This window comes from Pseudoxanthomonas sp. YR558 (assembly GCF_900116385.1).
GTDB lineage: Bacteria > Pseudomonadota > Gammaproteobacteria > Xanthomonadales > Xanthomonadaceae > Pseudoxanthomonas_A.
This window is the reverse complement of sequence record NZ_FPCI01000001.1, coordinates 1,098,469-1,124,322: the sequence shown is the minus strand read 5'-3', so window position 1 is coordinate 1,124,322 and position 25,854 is coordinate 1,098,469. Positions and strand designations below refer to the sequence as shown.

At 67.7% G+C, this 25,854-nt stretch carries 24 protein-coding genes; 15 read left to right on the top strand and 9 right to left on the bottom strand.

The window, feature by feature from the left end:
• Positions 1-11: 11 nt before the first annotated feature.
• Positions 12-1,046 (bottom strand): L-threonine 3-dehydrogenase, encoded by a 1,035-nt coding sequence (gene tdh, locus BM365_RS05395; protein ID WP_175502042.1) that lies wholly within the window; start codon positions 1,044-1,046, stop codon positions 12-14.
• A 183-nt stretch (positions 1,047-1,229) separates the two neighbouring features.
• Here tdh and BM365_RS05390 point away from each other — a divergent pair, with 183 nt between their 5' ends.
• The 7 genes from BM365_RS05390 to BM365_RS05360 all read left to right on the top strand — a co-directional run bounded on the left by BM365_RS05390 (position 1,230) and on the right by BM365_RS05360 (position 9,441).
• Positions 1,230-3,398, top strand: a complete 2,169-nt coding sequence (locus BM365_RS05390; RefSeq protein WP_093487282.1) for a S46 family peptidase — start codon at positions 1,230-1,232, stop codon at positions 3,396-3,398.
• A 109-nt stretch (positions 3,399-3,507) separates the two neighbouring features.
• The gene (locus tag BM365_RS05385; protein WP_093487280.1) at positions 3,508-4,152 is read left to right on the top strand and encodes a histidine phosphatase family protein; all 645 of its coding nucleotides are present in this window, start codon (positions 3,508-3,510) and stop codon (positions 4,150-4,152) included.
• A 13-nt stretch (positions 4,153-4,165) separates the two neighbouring features.
• Complete coding sequence (folC, locus tag BM365_RS05380) at positions 4,166-5,437, top strand: bifunctional tetrahydrofolate synthase/dihydrofolate synthase (RefSeq protein ID WP_093487278.1); 1,272 nt, start codon at positions 4,166-4,168, stop codon at positions 5,435-5,437.
• 67 nt (positions 5,438-5,504) lie between these two features.
• Positions 5,505-6,506 (top strand): SPOR domain-containing protein, encoded by a 1,002-nt coding sequence (locus tag BM365_RS05375; protein ID WP_093487276.1) that lies wholly within the window; start codon positions 5,505-5,507, stop codon positions 6,504-6,506.
• Positions 6,507-6,543: 37 nt separating this feature from the next.
• The gene (locus BM365_RS05370; protein ID WP_093487274.1) at positions 6,544-7,152 is read left to right on the top strand and encodes a CvpA family protein; all 609 of its coding nucleotides are present in this window, start codon (positions 6,544-6,546) and stop codon (positions 7,150-7,152) included.
• A gap of 6 nt (positions 7,153-7,158) precedes the next feature.
• On the top strand, positions 7,159-8,628 hold the full coding sequence (gene purF / locus BM365_RS05365) for an amidophosphoribosyltransferase (protein ID WP_093487272.1): 1,470 nt from the start codon (positions 7,159-7,161) through the stop codon (positions 8,626-8,628).
• Between the two features lie 15 nt (positions 8,629-8,643).
• Positions 8,644-9,441, top strand: a complete 798-nt coding sequence (locus tag BM365_RS05360) for a ferritin-like domain-containing protein (RefSeq protein ID WP_093487270.1) — start codon at positions 8,644-8,646, stop codon at positions 9,439-9,441.
• A 110-nt stretch (positions 9,442-9,551) separates the two neighbouring features.
• Here the strand turns inward: BM365_RS05360 and lpxH are convergent, their stop codons facing one another.
• Entirely contained in the window at positions 9,552-10,289 is a 738-nt protein-coding gene (gene lpxH, locus BM365_RS05355; protein WP_093487268.1) for a UDP-2,3-diacylglucosamine diphosphatase, read from the bottom strand.
• Between the two features lie 91 nt (positions 10,290-10,380).
• Here lpxH and gltX point away from each other — a divergent pair, with 91 nt between their 5' ends.
• Both gltX and BM365_RS05345 read left to right on the top strand, forming a co-directional pair.
• A complete protein-coding gene (gene gltX / locus BM365_RS05350; protein ID WP_093487266.1) occupies positions 10,381-11,787 on the top strand; it encodes a glutamate--tRNA ligase in 1,407 nt (468 codons plus the stop codon).
• 13 nt (positions 11,788-11,800) lie between these two features.
• Positions 11,801-12,289 carry a Fur family transcriptional regulator gene (locus BM365_RS05345; protein WP_093487264.1) on the top strand — a complete coding sequence of 163 codons (489 nt, stop codon included), beginning with the start codon at positions 11,801-11,803 and terminating at the stop codon, positions 12,287-12,289.
• A gap of 89 nt (positions 12,290-12,378) precedes the next feature.
• On the opposite strand, the gene BM365_RS05340 is transcribed toward BM365_RS05345, so the two are convergent.
• The 3 genes from BM365_RS05340 to BM365_RS05330 all read right to left on the bottom strand — a co-directional run bounded on the left by BM365_RS05340 (position 12,379) and on the right by BM365_RS05330 (position 16,339).
• Positions 12,379-13,614, bottom strand: a complete 1,236-nt coding sequence (locus BM365_RS05340) for an MFS transporter (RefSeq protein WP_093487262.1) — start codon at positions 13,612-13,614, stop codon at positions 12,379-12,381.
• On the bottom strand, positions 13,611-14,054 hold the full coding sequence (locus BM365_RS05335) for a MarR family winged helix-turn-helix transcriptional regulator (protein ID WP_093487260.1): 444 nt from the start codon (positions 14,052-14,054) through the stop codon (positions 13,611-13,613). Before BM365_RS05335 ends, BM365_RS05340 begins: the two co-directional genes overlap by 4 nt.
• A gap of 110 nt (positions 14,055-14,164) precedes the next feature.
• Positions 14,165-16,339 carry a TonB-dependent receptor gene (locus tag BM365_RS05330; RefSeq protein ID WP_093487258.1) on the bottom strand — a complete coding sequence of 725 codons (2,175 nt, stop codon included), beginning with the start codon at positions 16,337-16,339 and terminating at the stop codon, positions 14,165-14,167.
• 90 nt (positions 16,340-16,429) lie between these two features.
• Between BM365_RS05330 and BM365_RS05325 the strand changes: the two genes are divergently transcribed.
• Positions 16,430-16,837, top strand: coding sequence for a MerC domain-containing protein (locus BM365_RS05325; RefSeq protein ID WP_304485895.1), 408 nt, complete (start codon positions 16,430-16,432; stop codon positions 16,835-16,837).
• A gap of 143 nt (positions 16,838-16,980) precedes the next feature.
• The gene (locus BM365_RS05320; protein WP_093487254.1) at positions 16,981-17,154 is read left to right on the top strand and encodes a 30S ribosomal protein THX; all 174 of its coding nucleotides are present in this window, start codon (positions 16,981-16,983) and stop codon (positions 17,152-17,154) included.
• 64 nt (positions 17,155-17,218) lie between these two features.
• Here the strand turns inward: BM365_RS05320 and hutI are convergent, their stop codons facing one another.
• Positions 17,219-18,445: an imidazolonepropionase gene (gene hutI / locus BM365_RS05315; RefSeq protein ID WP_093489513.1), complete on the bottom strand. Its 1,227-nt coding sequence runs from the start codon at positions 18,443-18,445 to the stop codon at positions 17,219-17,221.
• Positions 18,446-18,449: 4 nt separating this feature from the next.
• Entirely contained in the window at positions 18,450-18,650 is a 201-nt protein-coding gene (locus tag BM365_RS05310; protein WP_093487252.1) for a hypothetical protein, read from the bottom strand.
• A gap of 72 nt (positions 18,651-18,722) precedes the next feature.
• On the opposite strand from BM365_RS05310, the gene BM365_RS05305 reads away from it, so the two are divergent.
• From BM365_RS05305 to BM365_RS05290, 4 genes are all read left to right on the top strand, one after another.
• Positions 18,723-19,979: a formimidoylglutamate deiminase gene (locus BM365_RS05305; RefSeq protein ID WP_093487250.1), complete on the top strand. Its 1,257-nt coding sequence runs from the start codon at positions 18,723-18,725 to the stop codon at positions 19,977-19,979.
• 126 nt (positions 19,980-20,105) lie between these two features.
• The gene (locus tag BM365_RS05300) at positions 20,106-21,749 is read left to right on the top strand and encodes a serine hydrolase (protein WP_093487248.1); all 1,644 of its coding nucleotides are present in this window, start codon (positions 20,106-20,108) and stop codon (positions 21,747-21,749) included.
• A 2-nt stretch (positions 21,750-21,751) separates the two neighbouring features.
• Complete coding sequence (locus BM365_RS05295; protein WP_093487246.1) at positions 21,752-22,969, top strand: sensor histidine kinase; 1,218 nt, start codon at positions 21,752-21,754, stop codon at positions 22,967-22,969.
• Positions 22,966-23,727, top strand: coding sequence for a LytR/AlgR family response regulator transcription factor (locus BM365_RS05290; RefSeq protein WP_093487244.1), 762 nt, complete (start codon positions 22,966-22,968; stop codon positions 23,725-23,727). The genes BM365_RS05295 and BM365_RS05290 overlap by 4 nt, the downstream gene beginning before the upstream one ends.
• A 6-nt stretch (positions 23,728-23,733) precedes the next feature.
• Here the strand turns inward: BM365_RS05290 and BM365_RS05285 are convergent, their stop codons facing one another.
• Together BM365_RS05285 and BM365_RS05280 are read right to left on the bottom strand one after the other, a co-directional pair.
• Positions 23,734-24,231, bottom strand: a complete 498-nt coding sequence (locus BM365_RS05285; RefSeq protein WP_093487242.1) for a methylated-DNA--[protein]-cysteine S-methyltransferase — start codon at positions 24,229-24,231, stop codon at positions 23,734-23,736.
• An 84-nt stretch (positions 24,232-24,315) separates the two neighbouring features.
• Complete coding sequence (locus BM365_RS05280; RefSeq protein WP_093487240.1) at positions 24,316-25,815, bottom strand: DNA-3-methyladenine glycosylase 2; 1,500 nt, start codon at positions 25,813-25,815, stop codon at positions 24,316-24,318.
• Positions 25,816-25,854 lie beyond the last annotated feature (39 nt).

The window sequence follows — 25,854 nt, the reverse complement described above, 5'->3', positions numbered from 1 at the left end:
CAGGCGCTGCCTCAGTTCCAGCTCAATACCACCTTGCCGGCCTTGCCCTGTTCCATCAGGTCGAAGCCCTTCTGGAAATCGTCGATCGGCAACTGGTGGGTCAGCACTTTGCCCAGCGGGAAGCCGCTCAGCACGAGTTGCGTCATCTTGTACCAGGTCTCGTACATCTTGCGGCCGTAGATGCCCTGCACGGTGAGGCCCTTGAAGATGATGCGGTCCCAGTCCACGCCGGCGCCCTTGGGCAGGATGCCGAGCAGGGCGATCTTGCCGCCGTGGTACATGCAGTCGAGCATGTCGTTGAAGGCGCGCGGGTTGCCGCTCATCTCCAGGCCCACGTCGAAGCCTTCCATGTGCAGGTCGGCCATCACGTCCTTGAGCGACTGGTTGGCCACGTTGACCACGCGGGTGGCGCCCATGTCGGCGGCCAGCTTCAGGCGGAAATCGTTGACGTCGGTGACCACCACGTTGCGTGCGCCGATATGCTTGCAGATGCCCGCCGCGATGATGCCGATGGGGCCGGCGCCGGTGATCAGCACGTCCTCGCCGACCACGTCGAATTCAAGCGCGCAGTGCGCGGCATTGCCGTAAGGGTCGAAGAACGCGGCCAGCTCGCTGGGGATCTGGTCCGGGATCGGCCACAGGTTGCTGGCGGGCATCACCATGTATTCGGCGAAGGCGCCATTGCGGTTCACGCCGATGCCGACGGTGTTGGGACACAGGTGCTGGCGACCGCCGCGGCAGTTGCGGCAATGGCCGCAGACGATGTGGCCCTCGGCCGACACGCGTTGGCCGACTTCGTAGCCGGTCACCGCGGAGCCGAGCTGGGCGATGCGGCCGACGAACTCGTGGCCGATGGTCAGGCCGGGCTTGATGGTGCGCTGGCTCCACTCGTCCCACAGGTAGATGTGCAGGTCGGTGCCGCAGATGGCGGTCTTCTCCAGCTTGATCAGCACCTCGTTGGGGCCGGGCTGTGGGACGGGAAGTTCTTCCATCCAGATGCCCTTGCCGGCCTCGCGCTTCACCAGCGCCTTCATCGTCTGCGTCATCGGACGTGGATCCAGGGAAATGAGGGCGCGGATTATACGCCCCGGCCATGGGGCGCCCTGTTGCAGGGCGCCTTGACAGGGCCGGAGGGGCGGGAAACCGGGTGCCGTAGGGCGAAAGTCATGGGTCGGCCGTGGTGACAGGTTCATTACAATCGGAACTTTCCTGTCAGTCCCGGGGTTTCCATGCGTCCGAATCTGCTCGCCGCCGCCATCGCGGTCCCCCTGTCCCTGCTTGCCGCCCAGATCGCCCAGGCGGGCGAGGGCATGTGGGTGCCTCAGCAACTGCCCGAGATCGCCGGGCCGCTGAAGAAGGCCGGCCTGAAGCTATCGCCGCAGCAGATCTCGAACCTGACCGGCGACCCGATGGGTGCCGTGGTCGCGCTGGGCGGCTGCACCGCCAGCTTCGTGTCGCCGAACGGCCTGGTGGTGACCAACCACCATTGTGCTTACGGCGCCATCCAGCTGAATTCCACCGCCGAGAACAACCTGATCAAGAACGGCTTCAACGCGCCCACGACCGGCGATGAAGTCAGCGCGGGTCCGAATGCGCGCGTGTTCGTGCTGGACGAAATCACCGACGTGACGAAGGACGCGAAGGCCGCCATCGCCTCCGCAGGCAACGATGCACTGGCGCGTACCAAGGCGCTGGAGACGTTCGAAAAGAAGCTGATCGCCGATTGCGAAGCCGACGCAGGCTTCCGCTGCCGCCTCTACAGCTTCTCCGGCGGCAACACGTATCGCCTGTTCAAGAACATGGAAATCAAGGACGTGCGCCTGGCATACGCGCCCCCGGGCAGCGTGGGCAAGTACGGTGGCGACATCGACAACTGGATGTGGCCGCGCCACACCGGCGACTTCGCGTTCTACCGCGCGTACGTGGGCAAGGACGGCAAGCCGGCCGCGTTCTCCAAGGACAACGTGCCGTACCGGCCGAAGCATTGGCTGAAGTTCGCCGACCAGCCGCTGGGTGCGGGCGATTTCGTGATGGTGGCCGGCTATCCCGGCTCGACGAATCGTTACGCGCTGGCAGCCGAGTTCGACAACACCGCGCAATGGACTTACCCGACCATCGCGCGCCATTACAAGAACCAGATCGCGATGGTGCAGGAGGCCGGCAAGAAGAACGCCGACATCCAGGTGAAGTACGCCAACACGATGGCCGGCTGGAACAACACCAGCAAGAACTACGACGGCCAACTTGAAGGCTTCAAGCGCATCGATGCCGCTGGCCAGAAGCAGCGCGAAGAAGCAGCAGTGCTCGCTTGGCTGAAGGGGCAGGGAGTGAAGGGCGAGCCGGCACTGGATGCACACGCCAAGTTGCTGACCCTGCTGGAGCAGAACAAGGCCACGCGCGAGCGCGACCTGACCCTGGCGATGTTCAACAACACCGCGATGGTCGGTTCCGCCACGCAGCTGTATCGCCTGTCGATCGAACGGGAGAAGCCGAATGCGGAGCGTGAGTCCGGTTACCAGGACCGCGACCTGCCGGCCATCGAGGGCGGCCTGAAGCAGCTGGAACGCCGTTACGTGCCCGCAATGGACCGTCAGCTGCAGGAGTACTGGCTGGGCGAGTACCTGAAGCTGCCGGCCGACCAGCGCGTCGCCGCGGTGGATACCTGGCTGGGCGGCAACGACGCCGCGGCCGTCAAGCGTGCGCTCGATCGGCTGGCCGGCACCAAGCTGGGCACCACCGAGGAGCGGCTGACGTGGTTCGCCGCCGACCGCAAGGCATTCGAGACCAGCAAGGATCCGGCGATTCAGTACGCGGTGGCGGTGATGCCGACGCTGCTCAAGCTCGAGCAGGAGCGCAAGACGCGCACCGGCGAGAACCTGGCCGCGCGTCCGGTCTATCTGCAGGCGCTGGCGGACTACAAGAAGAGCCAGGGCGAGTTCGTCTATCCGGACGCCAACCTGTCGCTGCGCATCACCTTCGGCAATGTGATGGGTTACACGCCGAAGGACGGCGTGGCGTACACCCCGTTCACCACGCTGGAAGGCGTGGTGGCGAAGGAAACGGGGCAGGATCCGTTCGACTCGCCGAAGGCGCTGCTCGATGCCGTGGCCGCCAAGCGCTACGGTGGACTCGAGGACAAGCGCATCGGGTCGGTGCCGGTGAACTACCTGTCCGACCTGGACATCACCGGCGGCAATTCCGGTTCGCCGGTGCTGGACGCGCACGGCAAGCTGGTGGGCCTGGCGTTCGACGGCAACTGGGAGTCGGTGAGCTCCAACTGGGTGTTCGACCCCAAGATGACCCGCATGATCGCCGTCGATGGACGCTACCTGCGCTGGATCATGCAGGAGGTCTATCCGGCACCGCAGTTGCTGAAGGAAATGAACGTCGGCAAGTAACACCTGCAACGGTCGCCAGACACGGGACGGGAGCGGGTATCATCCGCTCCCGTCTTCGTTTCTAGCCCAAGGAAACGATGCCGTTTCTCCCGAATGGACACATCGACGCATGCGCATCCTGCTTGCCCGCCACGGCGAAACGCCGTGGAACGCCGAAGGCCGCTATCAGGGCCAGATCGACATCCCGCTCTCGCCGGTCGGCGAAGGGCAGGCGAACGCATTGGGCCTGCGCCTTAAGGACATCCGCATCGACCGCGCCGTGGCATCGCCGCTGGCGCGCGCGCAACTGACCGCGCGCCTTGCCCTGGGAGAAGCGCGTGCCGACATGCTGCAGACCGATGCCGACTTGCAGGAAATCGCGCACGGCGAGTGGGAAGGTCTGCTGGCCAGCGAAATCCAGGACAAGGACCCGGCGCGTCTGCTGGCTTGGCGCGAGGAGCCTGATACGGTGCTGATGCCGGGCGGCGAATCGCTGCGCCAGGTGCTGGATCGCTCATGGCGCGGGCTGACGCGCGCCGCGGAGGGCCTGGGTGACGACGATACCCTGCTGATCGTGGCGCACGACGCCGTCAACCGTGTCCTGCTGTGCCGCATCCTCGGCCTGCCGATCGCCAAGCTATGGACCTTCCGCCAGGCACCGACCACGCTCAACCTGCTGGAAGGTCCCTCGGTCGAGCAGCTTGAAGTCGTGCGCCTCAATGACTGCGCGCACCACACACCGTTCTTCGGCGAAGCGAAGCATCGCGCGCTGTAACACCCCGGCCAACATGGCGCCTACCGATCTCCCGCAGTGGCTCGCCTACATCGAGCAACAGCACCCCACGTCCATCGACATGGGGCTGGAGCGTGTGCGCGATGTCGCGGTGCGGCTGGCGCTGGGAAAGCCGGCCGTGCGCGTCATCATCGTCGGCGGCACCAACGGCAAGGGCTCCACCGTTGCCTTCATCGAGGCCATCGCGCGCGCCGCGGGCTGGAAGGTGGGCGCCTACACCTCGCCCCACCTACTGCGCTACAACGAACGCGTGCGCATCAACGGCGTCGACGCCGTTGATGCATCGCTGATCGAGGCATTCGAAGCGGTCGAAGCCGCGCGCGGCGACATCTCGCTGACGTATTTCGAATTCGGCACGCTGGCGGCGTTGTGGTTGTTCGAGCGTGCGGGCCTGGACCTGGCGGTGCTCGAAGTCGGATTGGGTGGTCGGCTGGATGCCGTGAACATCGTCGATCCTGACGTCGCCGTCATCACCACGGTGGACATCGACCACACCGATTGGCTCGGCAACGACCGCGAAGCCATCGGTGCCGAGAAGGCCGGCATCGCGCGCGCTTGGAAGCCGCTGGTGCTCGGCGAAGTGGATTCGCCCTCCAGCGTGCTTCGCCATGCCTATGCCATCGGCGCGAACGCATTGCGGCTGGGCAGCGACTTCTTCCACGAACCCATCGACAGCCAGCGGTGGCGCTGGCGGGAAGTCGGCGCCGAACTGGTGCTGCCGGTGCCGGCGCTCTCGGCGCCGGCACAGCGGGCGAACGCCGCCAGCGCGATCGCCGCGTTGCGCGCATTGCCGGGCGATGCGCTGCCCGACGAGGCGTTCGCACAGGGCATCGCCAATGCTGCGCTGCCGGGACGCCTGCAACACGTATCGCACGATGACGTAGACGTGGTGCTCGACGTCGGTCACAACCCTCAAGCCGCGCGCGAACTGGCAGCGTGGCTGCAGACGCATCCGATTCCAGGCCAGACCCATGCGGTGTTCGCCGCACTCGCCGACAAGGACGTGGCGTCGGTCGTGGCGTCGTTCGCGGGCCTGCCGCTGCAGTGGTACCTGGCCGGACTCGATGCAGGGCCGCGTGCGCAGTCGGCCGACCAACTGGCGGCACGGCTCGTCGAAACCGCAGCGGCAGAGGCGAATCGCCATCACCGGGTCGTCGACGCATTGCAGGCTGCATCGGCGGCAGCGCGCCCCGGAGACCGCGTGCTGGTGTTCGGCTCGTTCCACACCGTCGCCGAGGCGATGCAGGCGCTGCATTCAGGTCGATGACGGGGAGCGGCCGGAACGGCGCCGTATAATCGCGGCGGCATTCCCGCCGCTGCTGCCCTGGACCTGGATGGATACCGCCCTGAAACAGCGCCTGATCGGCGCCGTCGTGCTGGTCGCACTGGCCGTCATCTTCCTTCCCATGCTGGTCAAGGGACCGGCGCCCGACAGCGGCGTGTCCGACGTGCCGCTCGAGGTGCCCGCCGCACCGGATGGCGAGTACGAAACACGCGAGCTGCCCCTGGTTACGCCCGGCAATGCACCGGCCAATGGCGCGGTTGGACTGGACGGGCAAGTGTCAGCGCCCGCCGCCGAACCGGCGCCCGCCGAGGGTGCGTTACAGCCGCCGGCGACCGCGGGCGGCGATTTCGCGGTCAGTTTCGGTGCTTATGCCACCCAGGCCGATGCCGACGCCGTGCTGACCCGCGTGAAGCAGGCCAAGCTGCCCGGTTTCGTCGAGCCGGCCACCATCAATGGCAAACAGGCGTTCCGCGTGCGTGTGGGTCCCTACGCGGATCGCGCGCAGGCGGAAGCGGCGCGGCTGGATGCGATCAAGGTGCGCGGCGACGTCAACGCGCAGGTCGTCACGCTGGACGCGGCCGTGCCGGGCAGCACGCCCGCGCCTGCACCGGCGCCGTCCGTCGCGACCGCCGCACCCTCGACGCCGGCGGTGACCACGCAGGCGCTCCCGCCCGAACCGGCCAAGCCGGTGGCGAAGCCCGCCCCCACGGAAACCAAGCCGGTCGCCAGCGAGACGAAGCCGGCCCCCACGCCGGTCATCAAGCCCGCGGCGCCGGCACCCAAGCCGGCAGAGCCTGCCAAGCCCGCGGCGGCCGGCGTCGGCTACGCCGTGCAGTTGGGCGCGTTCTCCAATCCGGCCGATGCAACCAAGCTGCGCGATCGCGCGCGGGCGGCGGGCTTCAGCGCGTTCGTCGAACAGGTGCGCACCGATAAGGGCACGCTCAGTCGCGTGCGCGTGGGGCCCGTGGCCGATCGCGCCGAAGCGGACCGCTTGAAGGCGCAGGTCGCCTCGAAGGTCGGCATCGACGGCATGGTGCGTCCGCACCCCTGATGCCGATCCTCGTCGCCGTGGCCGACGGGCGCGCCGCGTGAGCGCGCTCGACCTCACCCTGCTGGCCATCATCGGCGTCTCGACGCTGTTCGGGCTGATGCGCGGCTTCATCGGCGCGCTCGCCTCTGTCCTGGCATGGCTGCTGGCGGGCTGGGTGGCGTTCCACTACGGCGCCGAGGTCGCGGCCTGGTTGTCCGATGACGGTCCACCGGGATCGGCGGATCTGCTCGGTGGCTATGCGCTCGCGTTCGTCGGCGTCATGGTGGTGGTGGGCGTGACCGGGTGGTTGGTCCGGAAAATGGTCAAGTCCGTCGGGCTTTCGGGCGTCGACCGTGCGCTGGGCCTGGTGTTGGGCTTCCTGCGCGGCGCCCTGATCGCCTGCATCGTGTTGCTGCTGGTGGCTTTCACCGACATGCCGCGTGAACCTGAATGGAAGCGTTCATCCGTCGTGCCGGTCCTGCTGCCGGGCGCGCAATGGCTTTCACGCTGGTTGCCGGAATGGACCGTGCAGGAACTGGACTTTGGCAACGGCGTTCCGGCGGGCGATAATGCGCGCCTGCAACCCTTGCCCCTGCCGCTGGACGACTCCGGCGCATCGCAGGAGCGCGCCCCCCCGCCAGCTTCGCCCGAGTCGAAACCGGAGTAGGTCACCATGTGCGGCATCGTCGGAATCGTCGGCAACCAGAACGTTGCCGGCCAGCTTTATGACGGGCTGACCGTCCTCCAGCATCGCGGCCAGGATGCGGCCGGCATCGCCACGGCCGACGGCACGCGGCTGCGCGTGCACAAGGACAACGGGCTGGTGCGGGACGTGTTCAACGCCAAGGCGATGAGCGTGCTGGAAGGGCGCGTGGGCATCGCCCACTGCCGCTATCCCACCGCCGGCTCTGAGGGCATGGACGAAGCGCAGCCGTTCTACGTGAATTCGCCGTATGGCATCGCGCTGGCGCACAACGGCAACCTGATCAACACCGACAGCCTGCGCCAGGACGTGTTCGCGCAGGACCGCCGCAACATCAACACCGATTCGGACAGCGAAGTGCTGCTGAACGTGTTCGCGCACGAGCTGGACCTGCAGCGCACGCTCACCCCGGAAGCCGCGATCCGCGCCGTAGCCGGCGTGCACCGTCGCGTGAAGGGCGGCTACGCGGTCGTCAGCGTGGTGCTGGGCCTGGGCCTGGTGGCCTTCCGCGACCCTCACGGCATCCGTCCGCTGGTGCTCGGCAAGCGCGAGCACAACGAAGGCACCGAATACATCATCGCCTCCGAATCGGCGGCGCTGGACATCCTGGGGTTCGTCCGCGTGCGCGACGTGCAGCCGGGCGAGGCCATCGTCATCACCGCGCGCGGCGAGATGTTCAGCGAGATCGTCGCCGAACCGCAGGAGCACGCGCCCTGCATCTTCGAGTACGTGTACTTCGCGCGCCCGGACTCGATGATCGACAATGTGTCGGTGCACAAGGCCCGCATGCGCATGGGCGTGAAGCTGGGCGAGAAGATCCTGCGCCTGCGTCCGGACCACGACATCGACACCATCATCCCGATCCCGGATACCTCGCGCGACGCCGCGCTGGAGATCTCCAACGTGCTGGGTGTGAAATACCGCGAGGGGTTCATCAAGAACCGCTACGTGGGCCGCACGTTCATCATGCCGGGGCAGGGCGAGCGGGTGAAGTCGGTGCGCCGCAAGCTCAACCCGATCAACCTGGAATTCCGCAACCGCGTCGTGCTGCTGGTCGACGACTCCATCGTGCGCGGCACCACGTCCAAGCAGATCGTGCAGATGGCGCGCGATGCCGGCGCGCGCAAGGTCTACCTGGCCAGCGCCGCGCCGCCGGTGCGCCACCCGAACATCTACGGCATCGACATGCCGGCCGCGGACGAACTCGTCGCGCACGGCCGCAGCGTCGAGGAAATCGAGAAGCTGCTCGGCTGCGACTGGCTGATCTACCAGGATCTGGACGATCTCGAAGCCGCCGTACGCGAGGGCAATCCGAACCTGCCGCGTTTCGACTCCTCCTGCTTCGACGGCAACTACGTCACCGGCATCGAGACCGGTTACTTCGAGCGCATCGAGCAGATGCGTTCGGACGAAGCCAAGCGCAAGCGCCGCGTCGGCTAAGCCGGCGCCCGCGGCATGGCCACGCTGTTCGAGGCCGCGCACGCCTGTCTGGCAGCGGCCGATGTCGACGAGAAGGTGGGCCTGACGCAGCGCTACGCCGATGCGTTCCGGCGTGGTGAGCTCGACCTGCCCGAAGACGCACCCGAGCCCGAGCCGATCCGGATGCCCGGTCGTCCGTCGAAGCCGCGTCTGGTGCATCCGCGCGACCTGCCACGGCGCGGTCTCGGCAGCGTGCAGGGGCGCGCGGCCTTCATCCATGCCATCGCGCACATCGAACTCAACGCGATCGATCTGGCCTGGGATGCGGTGTACCGCTTCCGTGGTCTTCCCCAGGCGTTCTATGCCGATTGGGTGCAGGTGGCGCACGACGAATCGCGCCATTTCGTGCTGTTGCAGGATCGGTTGCGCGAACTCGGGTATGCCTACGGCGACTTCGATGCCCACAATGGCCTGTGGGAGATGACCGAGAAGACCGCCCACGACGGGCTCGCGCGGATGGCACTGGTGCCGCGCGTATTGGAAGCGCGCGGCCTGGACGTGACGCCCGGCATGATCGTGAAGCTGCGCGACCTCGGCGATGAGCAGACCGTCGCGATCCTCGACGTCATCCTGCGCGAGGAAGTCGCGCACGTCGCCGCGGGGTCGCGCTGGTTCCGCTGGTACTGCGAACAGCGCGGCATCGAACCGCGCGCGCGCTTCCGCGAACTGCTCAGGGAATACGCGGGCGGCTACCTGCACGGCCCCTTCAATATCGAGGCGCGGCTGCTGGCTGGTTTCGACGAGGATGAGCTGGCGGCGCTGGAAGCGCCGTAACGTCGAGGGTGGAACAGCGGTGGGAGCGACGTAAGTCGCGATGACGGCACCGCAGTAGTTCATCGCGACTTACGTCGCTCCCATGGACTGCATCTCATGGCACGCAGCGCTTAGAGCGAATCCAGCGCCATCCCGTCAGGCTCGACGCGCAGTACGGATCCCTGTTCGTACCAGTCGCCCAGCACGATGTGGCGGCAGGCGATATCACCGATCGCGAGATCGTGGATCGCTGGGCGGTGCGTATGGCCGTGGATCAGCGTGTCGATGCCGAACTGGGCCAGCGTGGCGTCCACCGTCGCCGGCGTCACGTCGGTCAAGGTTTCGAACTGCGCCTTGTCGTTCTGCTTCATACCGCCCTGGTGCGCGGCGCTGGCGGCGCGTGCCTGCGCCGCGAAGGCCAGCCGTGCGGCCAGCGGCTGCGCCAGGAACTGCGCCTGCCAGGCCGGATTGCGTGTCTGCGCGCGGAACGCTTGATACGCGACATCACCGGTGCAGAGCAGGTCGCCGTGCATCAGGATCGCCGGCTCGCCGTACAGCATGACGACGGCGGGGTCGGGCAGGATGCGCATGCCGGCCCGGCGTGCGAACGCATCGCCGACGAGGAAATCGCGGTTGCCACGGATGAAGGACACCGGCACCCCGGCGTCGGCCACCTCGCGGATCCGGGCGGCCACGTAGGCGCCGGTCTCCGACGGGTCGTCATCGCCCACCCAGGCCTCGAACAGGTCGCCCAGGATGTACAGCGCATCGGCGCGGCGGGCCTCCCCCTGCATGAAGGCCCCGAACAGCTCAGTCACGGCGGGGCGTTCGGCGTCCAGGTGCAGATCGGAGATGAAGAGCGTGGTCATGCGGGGATTCTAAGCCCTCCCCCTGAACGAGCAGGGGGGAAACGAGGTGCGCGCGGGTTAAAATCGCCGTATTCCGTCCATCGAGTTGCCCATGGCCTGCCGTACCCGCTTCGCCCCCAGTCCCACCGGCTACCTCCACATCGGTGGCGCCCGCACGGCGCTGTACTGCTGGCTGGAAGCGCGTCATCGCGGCGGCGATTTCATCCTGCGCATCGAAGACACCGACCGCGAGCGCAGCACGCAGGCCGCGATCGACGCGATCCTGGATGCGATGGACTGGCTGGGCCTGGGCTACGACGAAGGCCCGATCTACCAGACCCACCGCATCGACCGTTACCGCGAAGTCGCCGAGCAGCTGGTGTCGGCCGGCAAGGCGTACTACGCCTACGAGACGCGCGAAGAACTCGACGCCATGCGCGAGGCCGCGATGGCGAAGCAGGAGAAGCCGCGCTACAACGGCGCCGCGCGCGAGCAGGGCCTGCCGCACCGCGACGACCCGAACCGCGTCATCCGCTTCAAGAATCCGCTCGACGGCGTGGTCGCCTTCGACGACCTGATCAAGGGCCGCATCGAGATCGCCAACAGCGAGCTCGACGACATGGTGATCTTCCGTCCCGACGGCTACCCCACGTACAACTTCGCCGTGGTCGTGGACGACTGGGACATGGGCATCACCGAAGTGATCCGCGGCGACGACCACATCAACAACACGCCGCGCCAGATCAACATCTACGAAGCGCTGGGCGCGCCGGTGCCGAAGTTCGCGCACATGCCGATGATCCTGGACGAGCAGGGCGCCAAGCTGTCCAAGCGCACCGGCGCGGCCGACGTGATGCAGTACAAGGACGCCGGCTACCTGCCGCACGCGCTGATCAACTATCTGGCGCGACTGGGCTGGTCGCATGGCGACCAGGAACTGTTCTCGAGGCAGGAGCTGATCGCGCTGTTCGACGTGAAGGACGTGAACTCGAAGGCCGCGCGCCTGGACATGGCCAAGCTCGGCTGGGTGAACCAGCACTACCTGAAGACGGACGCGCCGGCGGACATCGCACCGCACTTCGTCTACCAGTTGGAGAAGCTGGGCGTGGATCCTTCCACGGGCCCGGCGCCGGCCGACGTGATCGTCGCCCTGCGCGACCGCGTGCAGACGCTGAAGGAAATGGCCGAGAAGGCGCTGGTCTGGTACCAGCCGCTGGAGAACTACGACGATGCCGCGGTGGCCAAGCACCTGGTGGCGGCCGCGCATGCGCCGTTGTCCAAGGCGCGTGAGTCCCTGGCCGCGTTGGGCGACTGGACCGCCGAAGCGGTGGGCGTGGCGCTGCACGATGCCGCGGCCGCGCTCGGCATCGGCATGGGCAAGGTCGCCCAGCCGCTGCGCGTGGCCATCACCGGTACCCAGGTGAGCCCCGATATTTCCCACACGGTTTACCTGGCCGGCCGCGACGAAGCCTTGAAACGCATCGATGCCGCACTCATCAAGACCGGTGTGACCGCCTGATCCAGGACCGCCCATGCCGCACGCCCACGCTTGCACCGACCCGAAGCACCACGTCCACGACGCCCGCGCGTTCGTGGCGGCAGTGGAGCGCGCGTGCCAGGAGCGCGGCCTGCGGCTGACGCCGATCCGTGCCCGCGTGCTGGAGCTGATCGCCGAAGCCGGCAAGCCGGTGAAGGCGTACGAGCTGCTGGAGTGGGTCAGGGCGACGAAGGGCGTGGGGGCGGATGCGCCGCCGACGGTGTATCGCGCGCTGGATTTCCTGATGGCGAACGGTTTCGTGCACAAGCTCGAATCGATGAATGCGTTCGTCGCCTGCCATCACCCAAACAGCGCACAGCACTCGGTGCCGTTCCTCATCTGCGACCGCTGCCACAGCGCCGTGGAGCTCGAGGACCGCGAGGTGGTCGCCGCCTTGGACGCACGCGCGAAGGCGCTCGGCTTCCAGCCGCAGGCGCAGACGCTGGAAGTGCACGGGCTGTGTGCGCGCTGCGCTGAGGCTTAGGCCTCAGGTTGCTGTGGGAGCGACGTAAGTCGCGATGAACCACCTTTGGCATGTCATCGCGACTTACGTCGCTCCCACAAGGCAACGCTCTACGCCGCTGCCGGCACTGCTTTAGGCGACGCTTCCCGGATCGGCAGGTTCGCCGCCGCGGCGATCAGCGCCAGCACCATGTCCGCGTACCACATCCAGGTGTAGTCGCCGAAGCGCTCCAGCGCCAGGCCGCCGAGCCATGCGCCAAAGAAACCGCCGATCTGGTGCGACAACAGGGTCAGCCCGAACAGCGTGCCCAGGTAGCGCGGGCCGAACAGCTTGCCGACCAGTCCGGCGGTCGGCGGCACCGTGGCCAGCCAGGTGAAGCCGAGCGCGGCCGCGAAGATGTAGAACGTCAGCGGGGTAGGTGGCGATACCAGGTAGAGCGCGATCATCACCGCGCGGCTGGCGTACATCACCGCGAGGATCCATTTCATCCGCACGCGCTGGCCCAGTGCACCGGCGATCAGGCTGCCCGCCACGTTGAACAGGCCGATCAGCATCAGCGCCACGGCCGACACGCTGGCGGGCAGGCCGCATAGCGCCACTTCGCCCGGAAGGTGCGTCACCAGGAAGGCGATGTGCACGCCGCAGGTGAAGAAGCCAAGGTGCAGCATCCAGTAACTACGGTCGCGCAGGGCGATCGCGATCTGCTGCTTCAGGCTGATGTCGCCGATCGCGGTGGCCGTGGTTGCGCCCGTCGTCGTCACGGCCTTCTTGCGCAGCGGGAAGGCCAGCGGGATCGCGAGCAGCGACGCGACCGCGAGCGTGTACATCGCACTGGCCCATCCGGCGAAGGCAATGACGGCCTGCACCAGCGGCGCGAACACGAATTGGCCCAGCGAACCGCCTGCGTTGATGAAGCCGGCGGCGAAGGAGCGCTTCTCGGGCGCCAGTTGTTGCGCGGTCGCACCGATCAGGATCGAGAAGCTGCCGGCGCCGGCGCCGGCCGCTGTCAGTACGCCCAACGTAAACATCAATCCCCATGGCGAGGTCAGGTGGGGCGTGAGCGCGAGGCCCAGCGAGAGAAGGACGGCGCCGAGTACCAGCACGCCGGTCGAACCGCGCTTGTCCGCCACCGCGCCGAACACGGGCTGCACCGCGCCCCAGGTGAATTGGCCGATGGCGAGGGCGAAGCTGATCGCGGCGATGCCGATGCCGGTTTCCTGGTGGATCGGGGCGACGAACAGTCCGGTCGTCTGCCGCGCCCCCATCGTGATCATCAGGGTGGCGGATGCGGCGAGCAGCAGACCCCAATGCATGCGCGGTGCGGGCGATGGCATGGCGGTGTTCATGCGGCTTCTCCGAGGTGCTGGCGCAGCAGGCTGTCGAGACGGTCGAGGTCGTCGTGCAGCCGTTTGACGGCGGTGTCGCCCACCAGGTTGTCGATGACCGCTTGCGCGCGCTGCCAACGGGGTTTCGCGCGGGTGAGCCGCGCCCGTCCTTCGGTCGTCAGTGCGACCAGCCGTTGGCGCGCGTCTTCGCCGCGGACGGTTTCCAGCAATCCGGCGTCCACCAACGGTGAGAGGTTGCGGGTCAGCGTGGTGCGATCCATGCCGAGTTCGTCCGCGAGTCCGCCGAGCGCGCGAGGCTCGCGTTCCGTGCGGCGGAGGATCGAATACTGGTTGAGGCTCAGGCCGACGGCTGCCAGTTCGTGGTCGTACACCTGGGTGACGCGCCGGCTGGCCCGTCTCAACCGGAAGCAAGTGCAGACGCTGGGCGTTGGAGTGGGCATGCACGGACTCGCACGAGAGGATGCCAATTATGTGTATATGCACATAATTGATGTCAAGAAGGGCGGCTGCCATGGAGGCCAGCCGCCGGGGGAGGACCGTCAGGCGTCGATCAGAAGTACGCGCGCAGGCCGAACGCCACACCGCGGCCCGGCAGCGGCGCGTAGTCGCGCAGCATCGAGGTATGCGGGCGGGCTTCTTCGTCGGTCAGGTTGCTGCCATCCAGGAAGACCTCCCAGCTGGAGGCGGTGCGATCCCAGCGGTAGGCCAAGTGAGCGTCGACCAGCGTATAGCCGTCGCTGGGTGCCTCGTTCTGCGCCACGTCGTCCTGCTTGCTGTAACGCACCGCGCCCAGCGACGCACGCCAGCCGCCGAGCGACCAGCCAAGGTCGGCACCGAATCGCATCGGTGAAATGCGGGGCAGGTAGCCGCCCTGCGCGATATCGACTTCGTAGGCATGCGTGTGGTCGCCATGCGGCACCTCGAACGCCACGGTACGCGTCCCGTTGCCATCCAGCTTCGCGCGCACGTAGTCGCCATACAGGCGCAGGTCCCACGCGCCGGCAGACGTGTCGGCCAACTGGATCTTCGCTTCGGCTTCGGCACCGGTGAAGGTAGCGTCGTCCTGTGCCCACAGGCGCACCGGATAGCCTTCTTCCTCCACGCCGGTATCGGTGAGGTAGATGAAGTCCTTGAACTTCGTCTGGTAGACGGCCAGCTTCAGTTCCATGCGATCGGTATGCCAGTGCGCACCGACCTCGGCCCGCACGCCCTTTTCCGTTTCAAGCGCGGCATCGCCGATTTCGATGGACTGTGTGGCCACGTGCGTGCCGCCCGCGAACAGCTCCTCGTTGGTCGGCGCGCGTTCCGAGCGATCGAGGCCGAAGCGCAGGTCGAAGCCGTCGCTCAAGCGCCAGATGGCCGCGGCAGACAGGTTGACCGCATCGAAGTCGCGGGATGCGCGATCGTCGGGCTTCAGCTTGACCTGGTCGTAGCGACCGCCCAGTTCGAGCTTCCACGGGCCGAAATCCTTTTCCTGCACCACGAACACGCCCAGGCTGTCGGTGGTGGTGGCAGGAACGAAGGCTTCGGCACCGACGGCGTTGAAATCGGTGCTGCCAAACTGCAGGCCGAAGGCCCCGCGCCAGCCGTTCCAGCTCTTCTGCACGGCTTCCAGGCGCGCGTCGTAACCTTCGTTGGTGAAGCGCGTACCGATCTCGTCGCCTTCCAGCTCGACGTGCTCGTAGTCGTTCCATGCGGCGCGCAGGTTGACGCTCTGCAGGAACGAGACGGGCTCGTAGATGCCGGCCTTAAGGTCGAACCGGTTCTGGGTCATGTCGATGCGCACCGGACCTTCCTCGTGCGCTTCGTCCTCATGGTCGGCCTCGCCGTCATGATCGTGGTCATGGTCGTCCTCGCCATGCACGTGCGCGCCGGCGGGGATGCCGTAGTTGGTGCGATACGTGCTGGCGGCCAGGCCGAAGTAGCCGCGGTCGCCCAGGTAGGTCGCGCCAACGGCACCCGCGCGCGTCTTCACCGAACTGTTGGGCAGCGTGCCGTTCGGCTGGGGCGCTTCCTCATGTTCTTCGCCTTCGTCGTGGTCGTGCAGGATCGCCACGCCGGGGATGTCGTAGTCGTCGGTGTCGCGTACCAGGCCATCCACGTGCAGCACCCACTTCCCGCTGACGCCATCGAGGCGGAACATGCCGGTGCGCTCGTCGTTCACCGTATTGCCGCGCACTTCCGCACGGCCGCTCAAGGGTTCGTCGGGAATCGATTCGGCCAGCCGACCGTCGACGACGTTCACCGCGCCGCCGATCGCGCCGCTGCCGAATAGCAGCGTGGCCGGGCCCTTCAGCACTTCGACCTGGTCGGCCAGGAACGGCTCGATGCTGACCGCATGGTCGGCGCTGACGGTGGAGGCGTCCATCGAACCGATGCCACCCGACAGTACCTGCACGCGCGGACCTTCCTGGCCACGGATGATCGGGCGGCCGACGCCGGTGCCGAAGTAGGTGGTCTGCACGCCGGGCAACTTGGCGACGGTCTCGCCGAGGGTGCCGGCCTTGGCCTTGTCGAGCTCCTCGCCGTAGAGCACATCGACCGGGGTGGCGACGGACTCCGCATTGCCCTTCAACGGCGATGCCGTGACGACTACCGCGTCCAGGTCCTTGGCCTGGGGAGCGCCGGCGTCGTTGGCGAAAGCGACGGGTGAGGCCAGCGCTAGGGCAAGGGCGGTCACGAGCAAGCGAGGGGCGGGAAGGGCGATACGGCGTGGGGATGGCATGGGATGGGGATCACTCAGGTGGGGTTACGAATGATGTTATAATATACCAGTAGTGACAATATAACCCCCCCGGAAGTCATACTTGTGGCCATGAAGTCCTCCCTCCGCTCCTTCATCGACCGGTTCGCCGCCGCGGGATCGCTGGTCTGCGCCCTGCATTGCGCGATCACCCCGCTGCTGCTGGCGGCCATCCCCTCGCTGGGGTTGTCGGTGTGGCTGGGTGATGGCTTCGAGCGAGCCTTCGTGACCTTCGTGACGGTGCTGGGGCTCTTCAGCCTGATCTGGGGCTACCGCCGCCACCGCGCCTTCCGTGCACTGGGCATGTTGTTGTTCGGACTGGCGGCGCTGTGGGCGGGCGTGTTGTACGCACCGCTGCACGAATCCGTCGTCCCCCACGCGATCGTGATGACGGTGGGCGGCATGCTGGTCGGCCTGGCCCACCTGCTCAACCTGCGCCTGAACCACTGGCACATCCACGACGCCAGCTGCGCCCACTGACGCCGGGTGGCGAAGTCGGGCAAGGAGCCGGAGGCCCCGCTGTGGTAGGCTTTGCGGCCCTGCGCGGGTGCCCCGGAACGGTCGGCGCCCCTGCTACCGCCCTTACCCCCGGGCGGACTTTTCAATGAATCAGGAGAACTACGATGGGCAAGGGTGATCGCAAGACGGCCAAGGGCAAGCGCTATTCGTCCAGCTACGGCAACGCGCGCAAGCGTACGGTGGCCAAGGCGGGCATCGCGGCGACCGCAACCGCGAAGAAGGCGGTGGTGAAGGCGCCGGCGAAGAAGGCCGTGACCAAGAAGGCTGTCGCCAAGTAAGCCCGCCGCGCCGGTACGCCGGTCGCGAACGCAAGACCCCGGCTCTCGCCGGGGTTTTTGTTTTTCAGGGGGGACTCACGACCCGACCGCCCACATGCACGGCCGAGACCAGATCGCCGCCCAGCCAATACGCCAGTTGCGCTGGCCGGCCGATGCGCCAGCGCACGAAGTCCGCGCGCTGTCCCACCATCAGGCGGCCGCGATCCTTGAGGCCCAGCGCCTGCGCTGCATGCACGGTGGCGCCGCGCAACGCTTCTTCCGGGGTCAGGCGGAAATGCGTGCAAGCCAGCGACATGGCCAGGCGCAGCGACTGCAGGGGCGAGGTGCCCGGGTTGCAGTCCGTCGCCACCGCCATCGGCACGCCGTGGGCGCGGAAAGCGTCCAGCGGCGGCAGTTTCGTTTCGCGCAGCACGTGGAAGGCACCCGGTAGCAGGACGGCCACGCTGCCCGCGCGCGCCATCGCCGCAACGCCGGCCTCGGACGTGTATTCCACGTGGTCGGCCGACAGGCCATCGAACGCCGCGACCAACGCCGCGCCGCCCCCATCGCTGAGCTGGTCGGCATGCAGCTTCACCGGGATGCCCAATGCGCGCGCCGCTTCGAACACGCGCTGCGTCTGCGCCGCCGTGAAGCCGATGCGCTCGCAGAAGGCATCCACCGCGTCCACCAGACCTTCCTCGTGCAGCGTCGGCAGCCACGTGCACACGGCGTCGATGTAGTGGTCCTCGCGACCGGCGAACTCGGGCGGTAGCGCATGCGCGCCAAGGAAGGTGGCGCGCACCGTGATGCCCAGGAGGTCGCCGATGCGGCGCGCCACACGCAACATCTTGCGTTCATTGTCGAAGTCGAGGCCGTAACCGGACTTGATCTCCAGCGTCGTCACGCCGTCGTCGCGCAAGGCGCGTGCGCGCGGCAGTGAGGCGTCGAGCAGGGCGTCCTCGCTGGCGGCCCGCGTGGCCCGCACGGTGGACACGATGCCGCCGCCGGCGCGCGCGATGTCTTCGTAGCTGGCGCCCTGCAGGCGCTGTTCGAACTCACCGGCCCGGTCGCCGGCGAACACCACATGCGTGTGGCAATCCACCAGGCCAGGCGTCACCCAATCGCCCTGCGCGTCCACGACCTGATCGGCCAGTGACGCCAGTGGAGCCGGCAGATCCACGAGACTGCCCGCAAACACGAGCGTGCCATCGCGCCAGCCCAGCGCACCGTTCTCCACCACGCCATAGCCGGCATCCCCGGCCAGCGTGACCAGTCGGACGTTGACCAGCAGGCCATCCCAGCGCGTCTCCATGTCGTCAGTCGCCTCCACCGCCACCATCGCAGCCGCCGCCATCGGATGCGCACGCCGTGTCGGTGTGCGTGGAAAGCCCGGGCTCGGTGGCGCTTTCGCCGGCGCCGTTGCCGGCGCCACCTTTCTTCTTCTGCGCCTGCACGGCGATGAAGACCGCCATCAGCGCGAGGGCGACGGCAACCAGCGAGAGGGCAATGGCAAGCATGGCGGCGGGCGTGTCTTGGCGTGGGCGACGCGGTAGCCTAACGCACCCCTGTCGCCGGCCGTAAGCACCGCCATGTCGAATCCCGATTCTCCCGCAGGCCTGCCCGTCCTGACCGACGCAGGATGGCGTGTTCCCGGCATCGCCGACCTGCATTCGCACGCCTTCCAGCGGGCGATGGCGGGGATGGCCGAGCACCAGACGAATCCGGAAGACAGTTTCTGGACCTGGCGGGAAATCATGTACCGCTTCGCCGCGCGGATGACGCCGGAGAGCACCTACGCGGTGGCGACGCAGCTGTACGCCGAGATGCTGGAAGCCGGCTACACCCGCGTGTGCGAATTCCATTACGTGCATCACCAGCCCGACGGCGCGCCCTACGACGACCCCGCGGCGATGTCGAACGCCTTGATCGCCGCTGCGCGCGACACCGGCATCGGCATGACCCTGTTGCCGGTGCTGTACATGACGGGCGGCTTCGACGGCCGTGAACTGTCGGCGCGCCAGCGAAGGTTCGGGCACGACGTGGATGGTTTCCTCCGTCTGCTCGAAGCCTTGCGTCCGCTGCAGGACGCGCGGTTGCGCGTCGGCTGTGCGTTCCACAGCCTGCGTGCGGTGCCGGAAGCCGCCATGCGCGAGGTGCTGTCGGCACTGCCTGCCGATGCACCGGTGCACATCCACATTGCCGAGCAGGTGGGCGAAGTACAGGACTGCTTGGCGCTGCGCGACGCGCGGCCGGTGGAATGGTTGCTGCGCGAATTCCCGGTCGATCGGCGCTGGACACTGGTGCACGCCACGCACCTGACCCCGGAAGAAACATGTGGCATCGCCGACAGCGGCGCCACCGTCGCGATCTGTCCCACGACGGAAGCGAACCTCGGCGATGGCCTGTTCCCGCTGCGCGAGTTCCTGCAGGCCGGCGGCCGCTGGGGCATCGGTTCGGATTCGCACGTCTCGGTATCGCCGGTGGAAGAGCTGCGCTGGCTGGAGTACGGCCAGCGACTCATCACGCGCCATCGCAACATCGCGGTGCTGCCGGGTTCGCCGAGTGTCGGCCGTACCCTGCTGGCGGGAGTACTGGACAGCGAGGCGGATGCCACGGGCCTTGCGCCGGATCCACAGGACGCCGTCTGGCTGGATGCGGATGCCCCCGCGCTGGCAGCTGCGACGACCGACGACGTGGTGGACCGCTGGCTGTTCGCAGGCAACCGGCCGCTGGTCCGCTCGGTCCGTGTCGGTGGCCGCGAGATGGTCACCGAAGGCCGCCACGTGGACGGCGATGCCATCGCGCGTCGTTACGGCGCCACCGTGCGCCAGTTGCTGGGCGACTAGGGCTTGGCGCGTCGGCCATCCGCGGGATCGCGGCGTTCATCGCGGCCACCGGGTCGCCCATCGCAGACCCGCACGCATGGCGAAGGCGTCCGCCAGCATGGCCACCATCCCGTCAGGAGAACCGCCATGGCCTACGCTCATTCGATCGCCCTCGCCGTTGCCGCCGCCGGCTTCGCCGCCGTCACGCCCGCCCATGCCATGACCGACCAGGCGCTGGCCGGCAAGGTCCAGCAGCGCCTGCAGGGCGATCGCACCGGGGCCTGCATGGCGGCCGCGGTCGTCGAAGCCGGCACCGTCGCCCGCACGTACCAGTGCGCGGATGCGAAGGATGCGTCGCGCATCGGGCCCGATGCCGCCTTCGAGATCGGCTCGGTCAGCAAAACCATGACCGCGGCCTTGCTCGCCGATCTGATCGGGCAGGGGAAAGGTTCGCTGGACGATCCGCTCTCCGCCTGGTTGCCCGAAGGCACGAAGCTGCCGCAGTTCCAGGGCAAGCCGATCCTGCTGCGCCACGTCGTGACCCACACCTCCGGACTGCCGGCGCTGCCTTCGCGCATGGGGGCGCCCGACATGACGGACCCCTACGCGAAGCTGGACGAAGCCGCACTGCTCGCGTCGTTGGGCGACGTCACCCTCACCGCAGCGCCCGGCACCAAGTTCGAATATTCCAACTTCGCCTCGATGGTGCTCTCGTACGCCGTCGCGCGTCGTGCGGGCACGGATATGGAAACGCTGCTGAAGCAGCGCCTGTTCGCGCCGCTCGGCATGCAGCATGCCTATGTCAATGCGGCGCCCGCCGGTGTGCGCGCAGCCGTGGGCCATACGCCGAACGCACGGGCCACGTCGGCCTGGCATTTCCAGACCAACCTCGCCGGTGTCGGCGGCGTGCGCGCCACGCTGGATGACATGGTGCGCTACGTGCAAGGCCAGTTGGGAACCGAATCCACCGCGATCTCGGCCGCTTTGCAGCGTTCGCAGCAGAAGGTGTCGGACGCGCCGCCGATGGCGATGAACTGGATGCTGATGCCCGTTGGCGGTCGCACCGTGCACGTGCACGAAGGCGGCACCGGTGGTTTCTCGTCATTCGTGTCGTTCGACAAGGACAAGCAGCGCGGCGTGGTGATCCTGTCCGACACGACGTGGAACTCGATCGGCAGCCTGGGCTCGCTGGGTCTGCATCTGGTCGATGCCAGCTTTCCGCTCGGCACGCCGCGCCGCGAAGCCACGCCGGACGGCACGTTGCTCGACGCACTCGCCGGCGAATACGAACTTGCCGGTGGCATGAAGATGACCCTGCGCCGCAAGGGCGATGCGCTGGAGATCCAGGCCGCCGGCCAGGGCGCGTATGCGATGGGTTACGACAGCGCAGGCGATTTCTATCCGCGTGATTTCGACGCGGTATTGCGGCCGCAGCGCACGGCGGCGGGCCAGTCGTTCACGTGGATGCAGATGGGCGGCGTGATGCCGGCCAAGCGGATCGATGCCGCCGCGGCGAAGCCCGTGTTGAAGATCGATGCGGCCGCATTGCGCGAATACGAAGGCGAGTACCCGCTGGTGCCCGCGTTCGCGCTCACGGTGAAAGCGCAGGGCGAGACGCTGACCATCCAGGGTACGGGCCAGCCAGCGTTGCCGGTGCAGGCGGTCGAGCGCGATGTGTTCGTCATGGACGCCGTCGGCGCGGAGATCCGCTTCGAACGCGATGCGGCCGGCAAGGTGGTTGCGCTGACGCTGAAGCAGGCCGGCCAACAACTGCGCGGCGAAAGGAAGTAAGCATGGAGCGGACCTATCCGCTGCGACAGAAGCTGCCCGCCGAAGTGCTGGTGGGTGGCGATGCGGTCTGGAGCCGTTATCGCCAGTACCCGGTGTTCGGCCTGCGTTGGCTGCTCGGTCGCAGCCTGCTGTTCTGCAGCGTAATCGCGGTGGTCGCCGCCTTCATCGGCACGGGCACCGGCGTGGCGGTGCAGGACCTTGGCGTCGCGATCAAGGTCGCGATCACGCAGTTCGTCGTCTTCAGCCTCATGGCCACGCTGGGGCCCGCCTTGGCCACCGCCGTGCGGCACCGTGCATGGCCCGTGGCGCGCGAGCGCAAGGCCGTCGTGATCGCCGTGCTGGTCGGCATGGTGCTCAGCTTCTTCATCGACCGCGTCGGATCGTCCTACATCGAGCAGCTGATCAAGCCGGGCCTGGAAGCTGCGGGATTGAACATGACGCCCTCGACACCGGCACCGCTGGTGAAAGCGATCGGGCTGGCGATCAACGTTGCGGCCTTGGTGGTCATCTATGGCCTGTTCGGCGGCGGGCTAGCGCTGCGGGCGTACTTCAGCGAGCACCGCCGCTGGGACGAGCACCACCATGGCCGCGAACTCAGCGCGCTGGAAGGACGCGTGCATGAAGCCGACCTGCGCCTGGGCGTGCTGCAGGCGCAGGTGGAACCCCACTTCCTGTTCAACACCCTGGCCTCGGTGCGCGCGCTGGTGCGGCAGGATCCCGCGCAGGCCGAAGCCACGCTGGACGCGCTGGTCGATTTCCTTCGCGCCACCATTCCGAAACTGCGCGACGACCGCGGCCTGCATGCCACGCTCGGGCAGCAGCTCGATATCTGCAGCAGTTATCTCGCGCTGATGCAGGTGCGCATGGGCGGCCGGCTGGCCTACGCCGTGCGCGCCGACGATGCGTTGCGTGCGTCGCCGTTTCCGCCCTCGCTGCTGATCACGCTGGTGGAGAACGCGATCAAACACGGCATCGAACCCAGACCCGGCCCGGGCCGCATCGACATCGAGGCGGTCCGCGAGGACGGCATGCTGCGTGTGCAGGTGCGCGACGATGGCGCCGGCCTGCAACCCGGCCTGAGCACCGGCGTGGGCCTGGCGAACGTGCGCGAACAACTGTCGGCGCGTTACGGCACGCGTGCCGCTTTCGCTCTGGCGCCAGCCATGGGAGGTCGCGGTGTTTGCGCGGAGATCCGCGTGCCGCTAGGGTCGTCGGCATGAAGGCCGTCACCGCTCTGATCGCCGAAGACGAAGCGCCGCAGCGTCGCGCGCTGCAGCAACAGCTGCGCGCGGCGTGGCCGGACCTCGAGATCGTGGCCGTCTGCGAGGATGGGCTGTCGGCACTGGATGCCGTCGCGCAACACCGCCCGCAGGTCGCTTTCCTCGACATCCGCATGCCGGGCGTCAGCGGCCTGGACGTCGCGCGGCAAGTAGTGGCGCAAGGCGGGCTGGTGGTGTTCACCACTGCGTACGAGGATTACGCCATCCGTGCGTTCGAGGCCGGTGCGGCAGACTACCTGTTGAAACCGGTGCAGGACGCGCGCTTGGCACAGGCGGTGGAGCGCATGCAGGCACGCCTGGCCGAAGCGCGCGCGCCGGACATGCGCACGCTGATCGACGATCTGGAAGCGCGCCTGCGGCCGCAGGGCGATCGTCTGATCCGCTGGATCACCGCGAGCGTCGGCGACAGCGTGCGCATGATTGCGATCGACGAGGTGCTGTTTTTCCAGGCACAGGACAAGTACGTGCGCGTGGTGACCACCGATGACGAAGCCATCATCCGCATGCCATTGAAGGATTTGCTCGGCGGACTCGATCCGGACGTATTCTGGCAGGTGCACCGCGGCGTGCTGGTACGCGTGCAGGCCATCGACCGCGTGCGCAAGGACGAACTCGGCCGGCACCTGTTGAGCGTCAAGGGGCGCGACGACGTGCTGCCGGTCAGCGGCGCCTTCCAGCAGCGCTTCCGCGGGATGTGACCCGGCTCAGCCGAACAGGTCGCGTGACCTGGGCAGCGCGCCTTCCAGTTCCAGCAGGAACTGCTTGGTCGGCAGGCCGCCGCCGAAACCGGTGAGCGCACCGTCCGCACCGATCACGCGGTGGCAAGGCAGCACGATGGGCAGCGGATTGCGTCCGTTCGCCGCGCCCACCGCACGCATCGCGGTGGGCTTCCCCACTCGCTGCGCCAATTGCGCGTAGCTGATCGTCTCGCCATAGCCGATCCCCGCGAGCGTCATCCACACGGCGCGCTGGAAGTCGGTGCCGCGCGGCGCCAGCGGAAGATCGAAATCGCGTCGCTTCGCGGCGAAATAGGCGTCCAGCTGGCGTGCCGCCAGATCGAGCACGCGATGATCCCCCGGTGTCCAACCTTCCCGGTCCGCCGGATGCCGGTTGCGTGGGAACTCGATCGCATGCAGGCCTTCCTCGTTCGCGGCGAGGGTGAGCGTGCCCACGGGGCTGTCGAGATGGCGGAACAGGATCATGTCGGGAAGCTCAAGGTAGGAGCGACGTAAGTCGCGACCGCATGAATGGAACATTCTGGTCGATGGCAGCATCCCGGTCGCGACTTACGTCGCTCCTACAACAGCAGACGCTTTGGGCGCAGGCATGCTGCCCTTCCATACATGGATCACCGCATAGCCGCGCCAAGGCCGCCACGCGCCGGCACGCGCCGTCAGCGCTTTGGCGGTCATCCGCGTGCCGTCGGTCGGCACGGCCTTCTGCAGCACCAGATCGTCGGCGGGAAACGCGTCCGGGTGACCGAGCGCGCGCAGCGCCATGTAGTGCGCCGTCCACGGACCGATGCCGGGCAGAGCGACCCAGCGCGACGTGAAATCCTCCAGCGTGCGCTCAGGCCGGAAATCCACCCGCCCATCCAGCAACGCGCGCGACAACCCGCGGATCGTGTCGGCGCGTGCGCGGGTCAGGCCGATCTCCGTCAGGTCCACATCGGCCAGAAGATCCGGTGTGGGGAACAGGTGCGTCAGTCCGTCGAACGGGATCGCGAGCGGCGTGCCGTGCCGTTGTGCGAGGCGCGCGGTCAACGTGCGTGCGGCGGCCACGCTGACCTGCTGGCCGATCACCGCGCGCACCGCGATCTCGAAGCCATCCCAGCCGCTGGGCAGGCGCAGGCCGGGACGCGCCGCGAGCAACGGCCGCAAGCGCGGATCGTCGCCGAGTGCGTCGGCGATCGCGGCGGGGTCCGCGTCGAGGTCGAACATGCGGCGAAGGCGGCTGACGATCTGCAACAGGTCGCTCGGTGTGCTGCCATGCAGTTCGAGCCGCAGCGCGTGCGAGCTTGCATCCCACGCGCTGACGCGGAGCCAGCCGGGTGCGTCCGGCGTGCCGATCACGCGCAGGTAGCTGCGCCCATCGACGACTTCCACGCCCGGCAACGCACGGCCGCGCAGGAAATCGAGCATCGCAGTGAGGTCGTACGGCGGACGGTAACCGAGCCGCAACGTCATCACCTCGTGCGTCGGCGGCAGCTCGCGCTTGCGCAGATCGCGTGGCGCCATCCGGTATTCCTCGCGGAACGCCGTGTTGAACCGGGTCAGGCTGCCGAAGCCGGCGGCCAGCGCCACCTGCGTGATCGGCAGGGTGGTTTCGGTCAGCAGCTGTTTGGCGAACAACAGGCGGCGCGTGCCGTGCACGTCCACCGGCGTGGCACCGAGGCGATCGGTGAATAGCCGCCGCAGTTGCCGTTCGCCCAGGCCCACGCGTTCGGCGAGGTTCGCCACGGGCGCGTCGACCAGTGCACCCTGGTCGATCAGCTTCAATGCGCGCGCCACCACTTCATCGCCACGCCGCCACGTGCCATCGCCGGGCGCCAGTTCCGGCCGGCAGCGCAGGCAGGGGCGGAAGCCCGCGGCTTCTGCGGCGGCCGCGTTCCGGTAATAGACGATGTTCTGCGGTTTCGGTGCGGGCGCCGGGCACACCGGCCGGCAGTAGATCCGCGTGCTGATGACGGCCGTGAAGAACAGGCCGTCGAAGCGCGCGTCGCGGCTCAGCCGCGCCTGTTCGCAGACGTGGCGGTCGGGCAGGGCGGTGGCATCGGGCGGGACCATGGACGCAGGCTAGCACCGCATCCCGGCACCGACTCACCG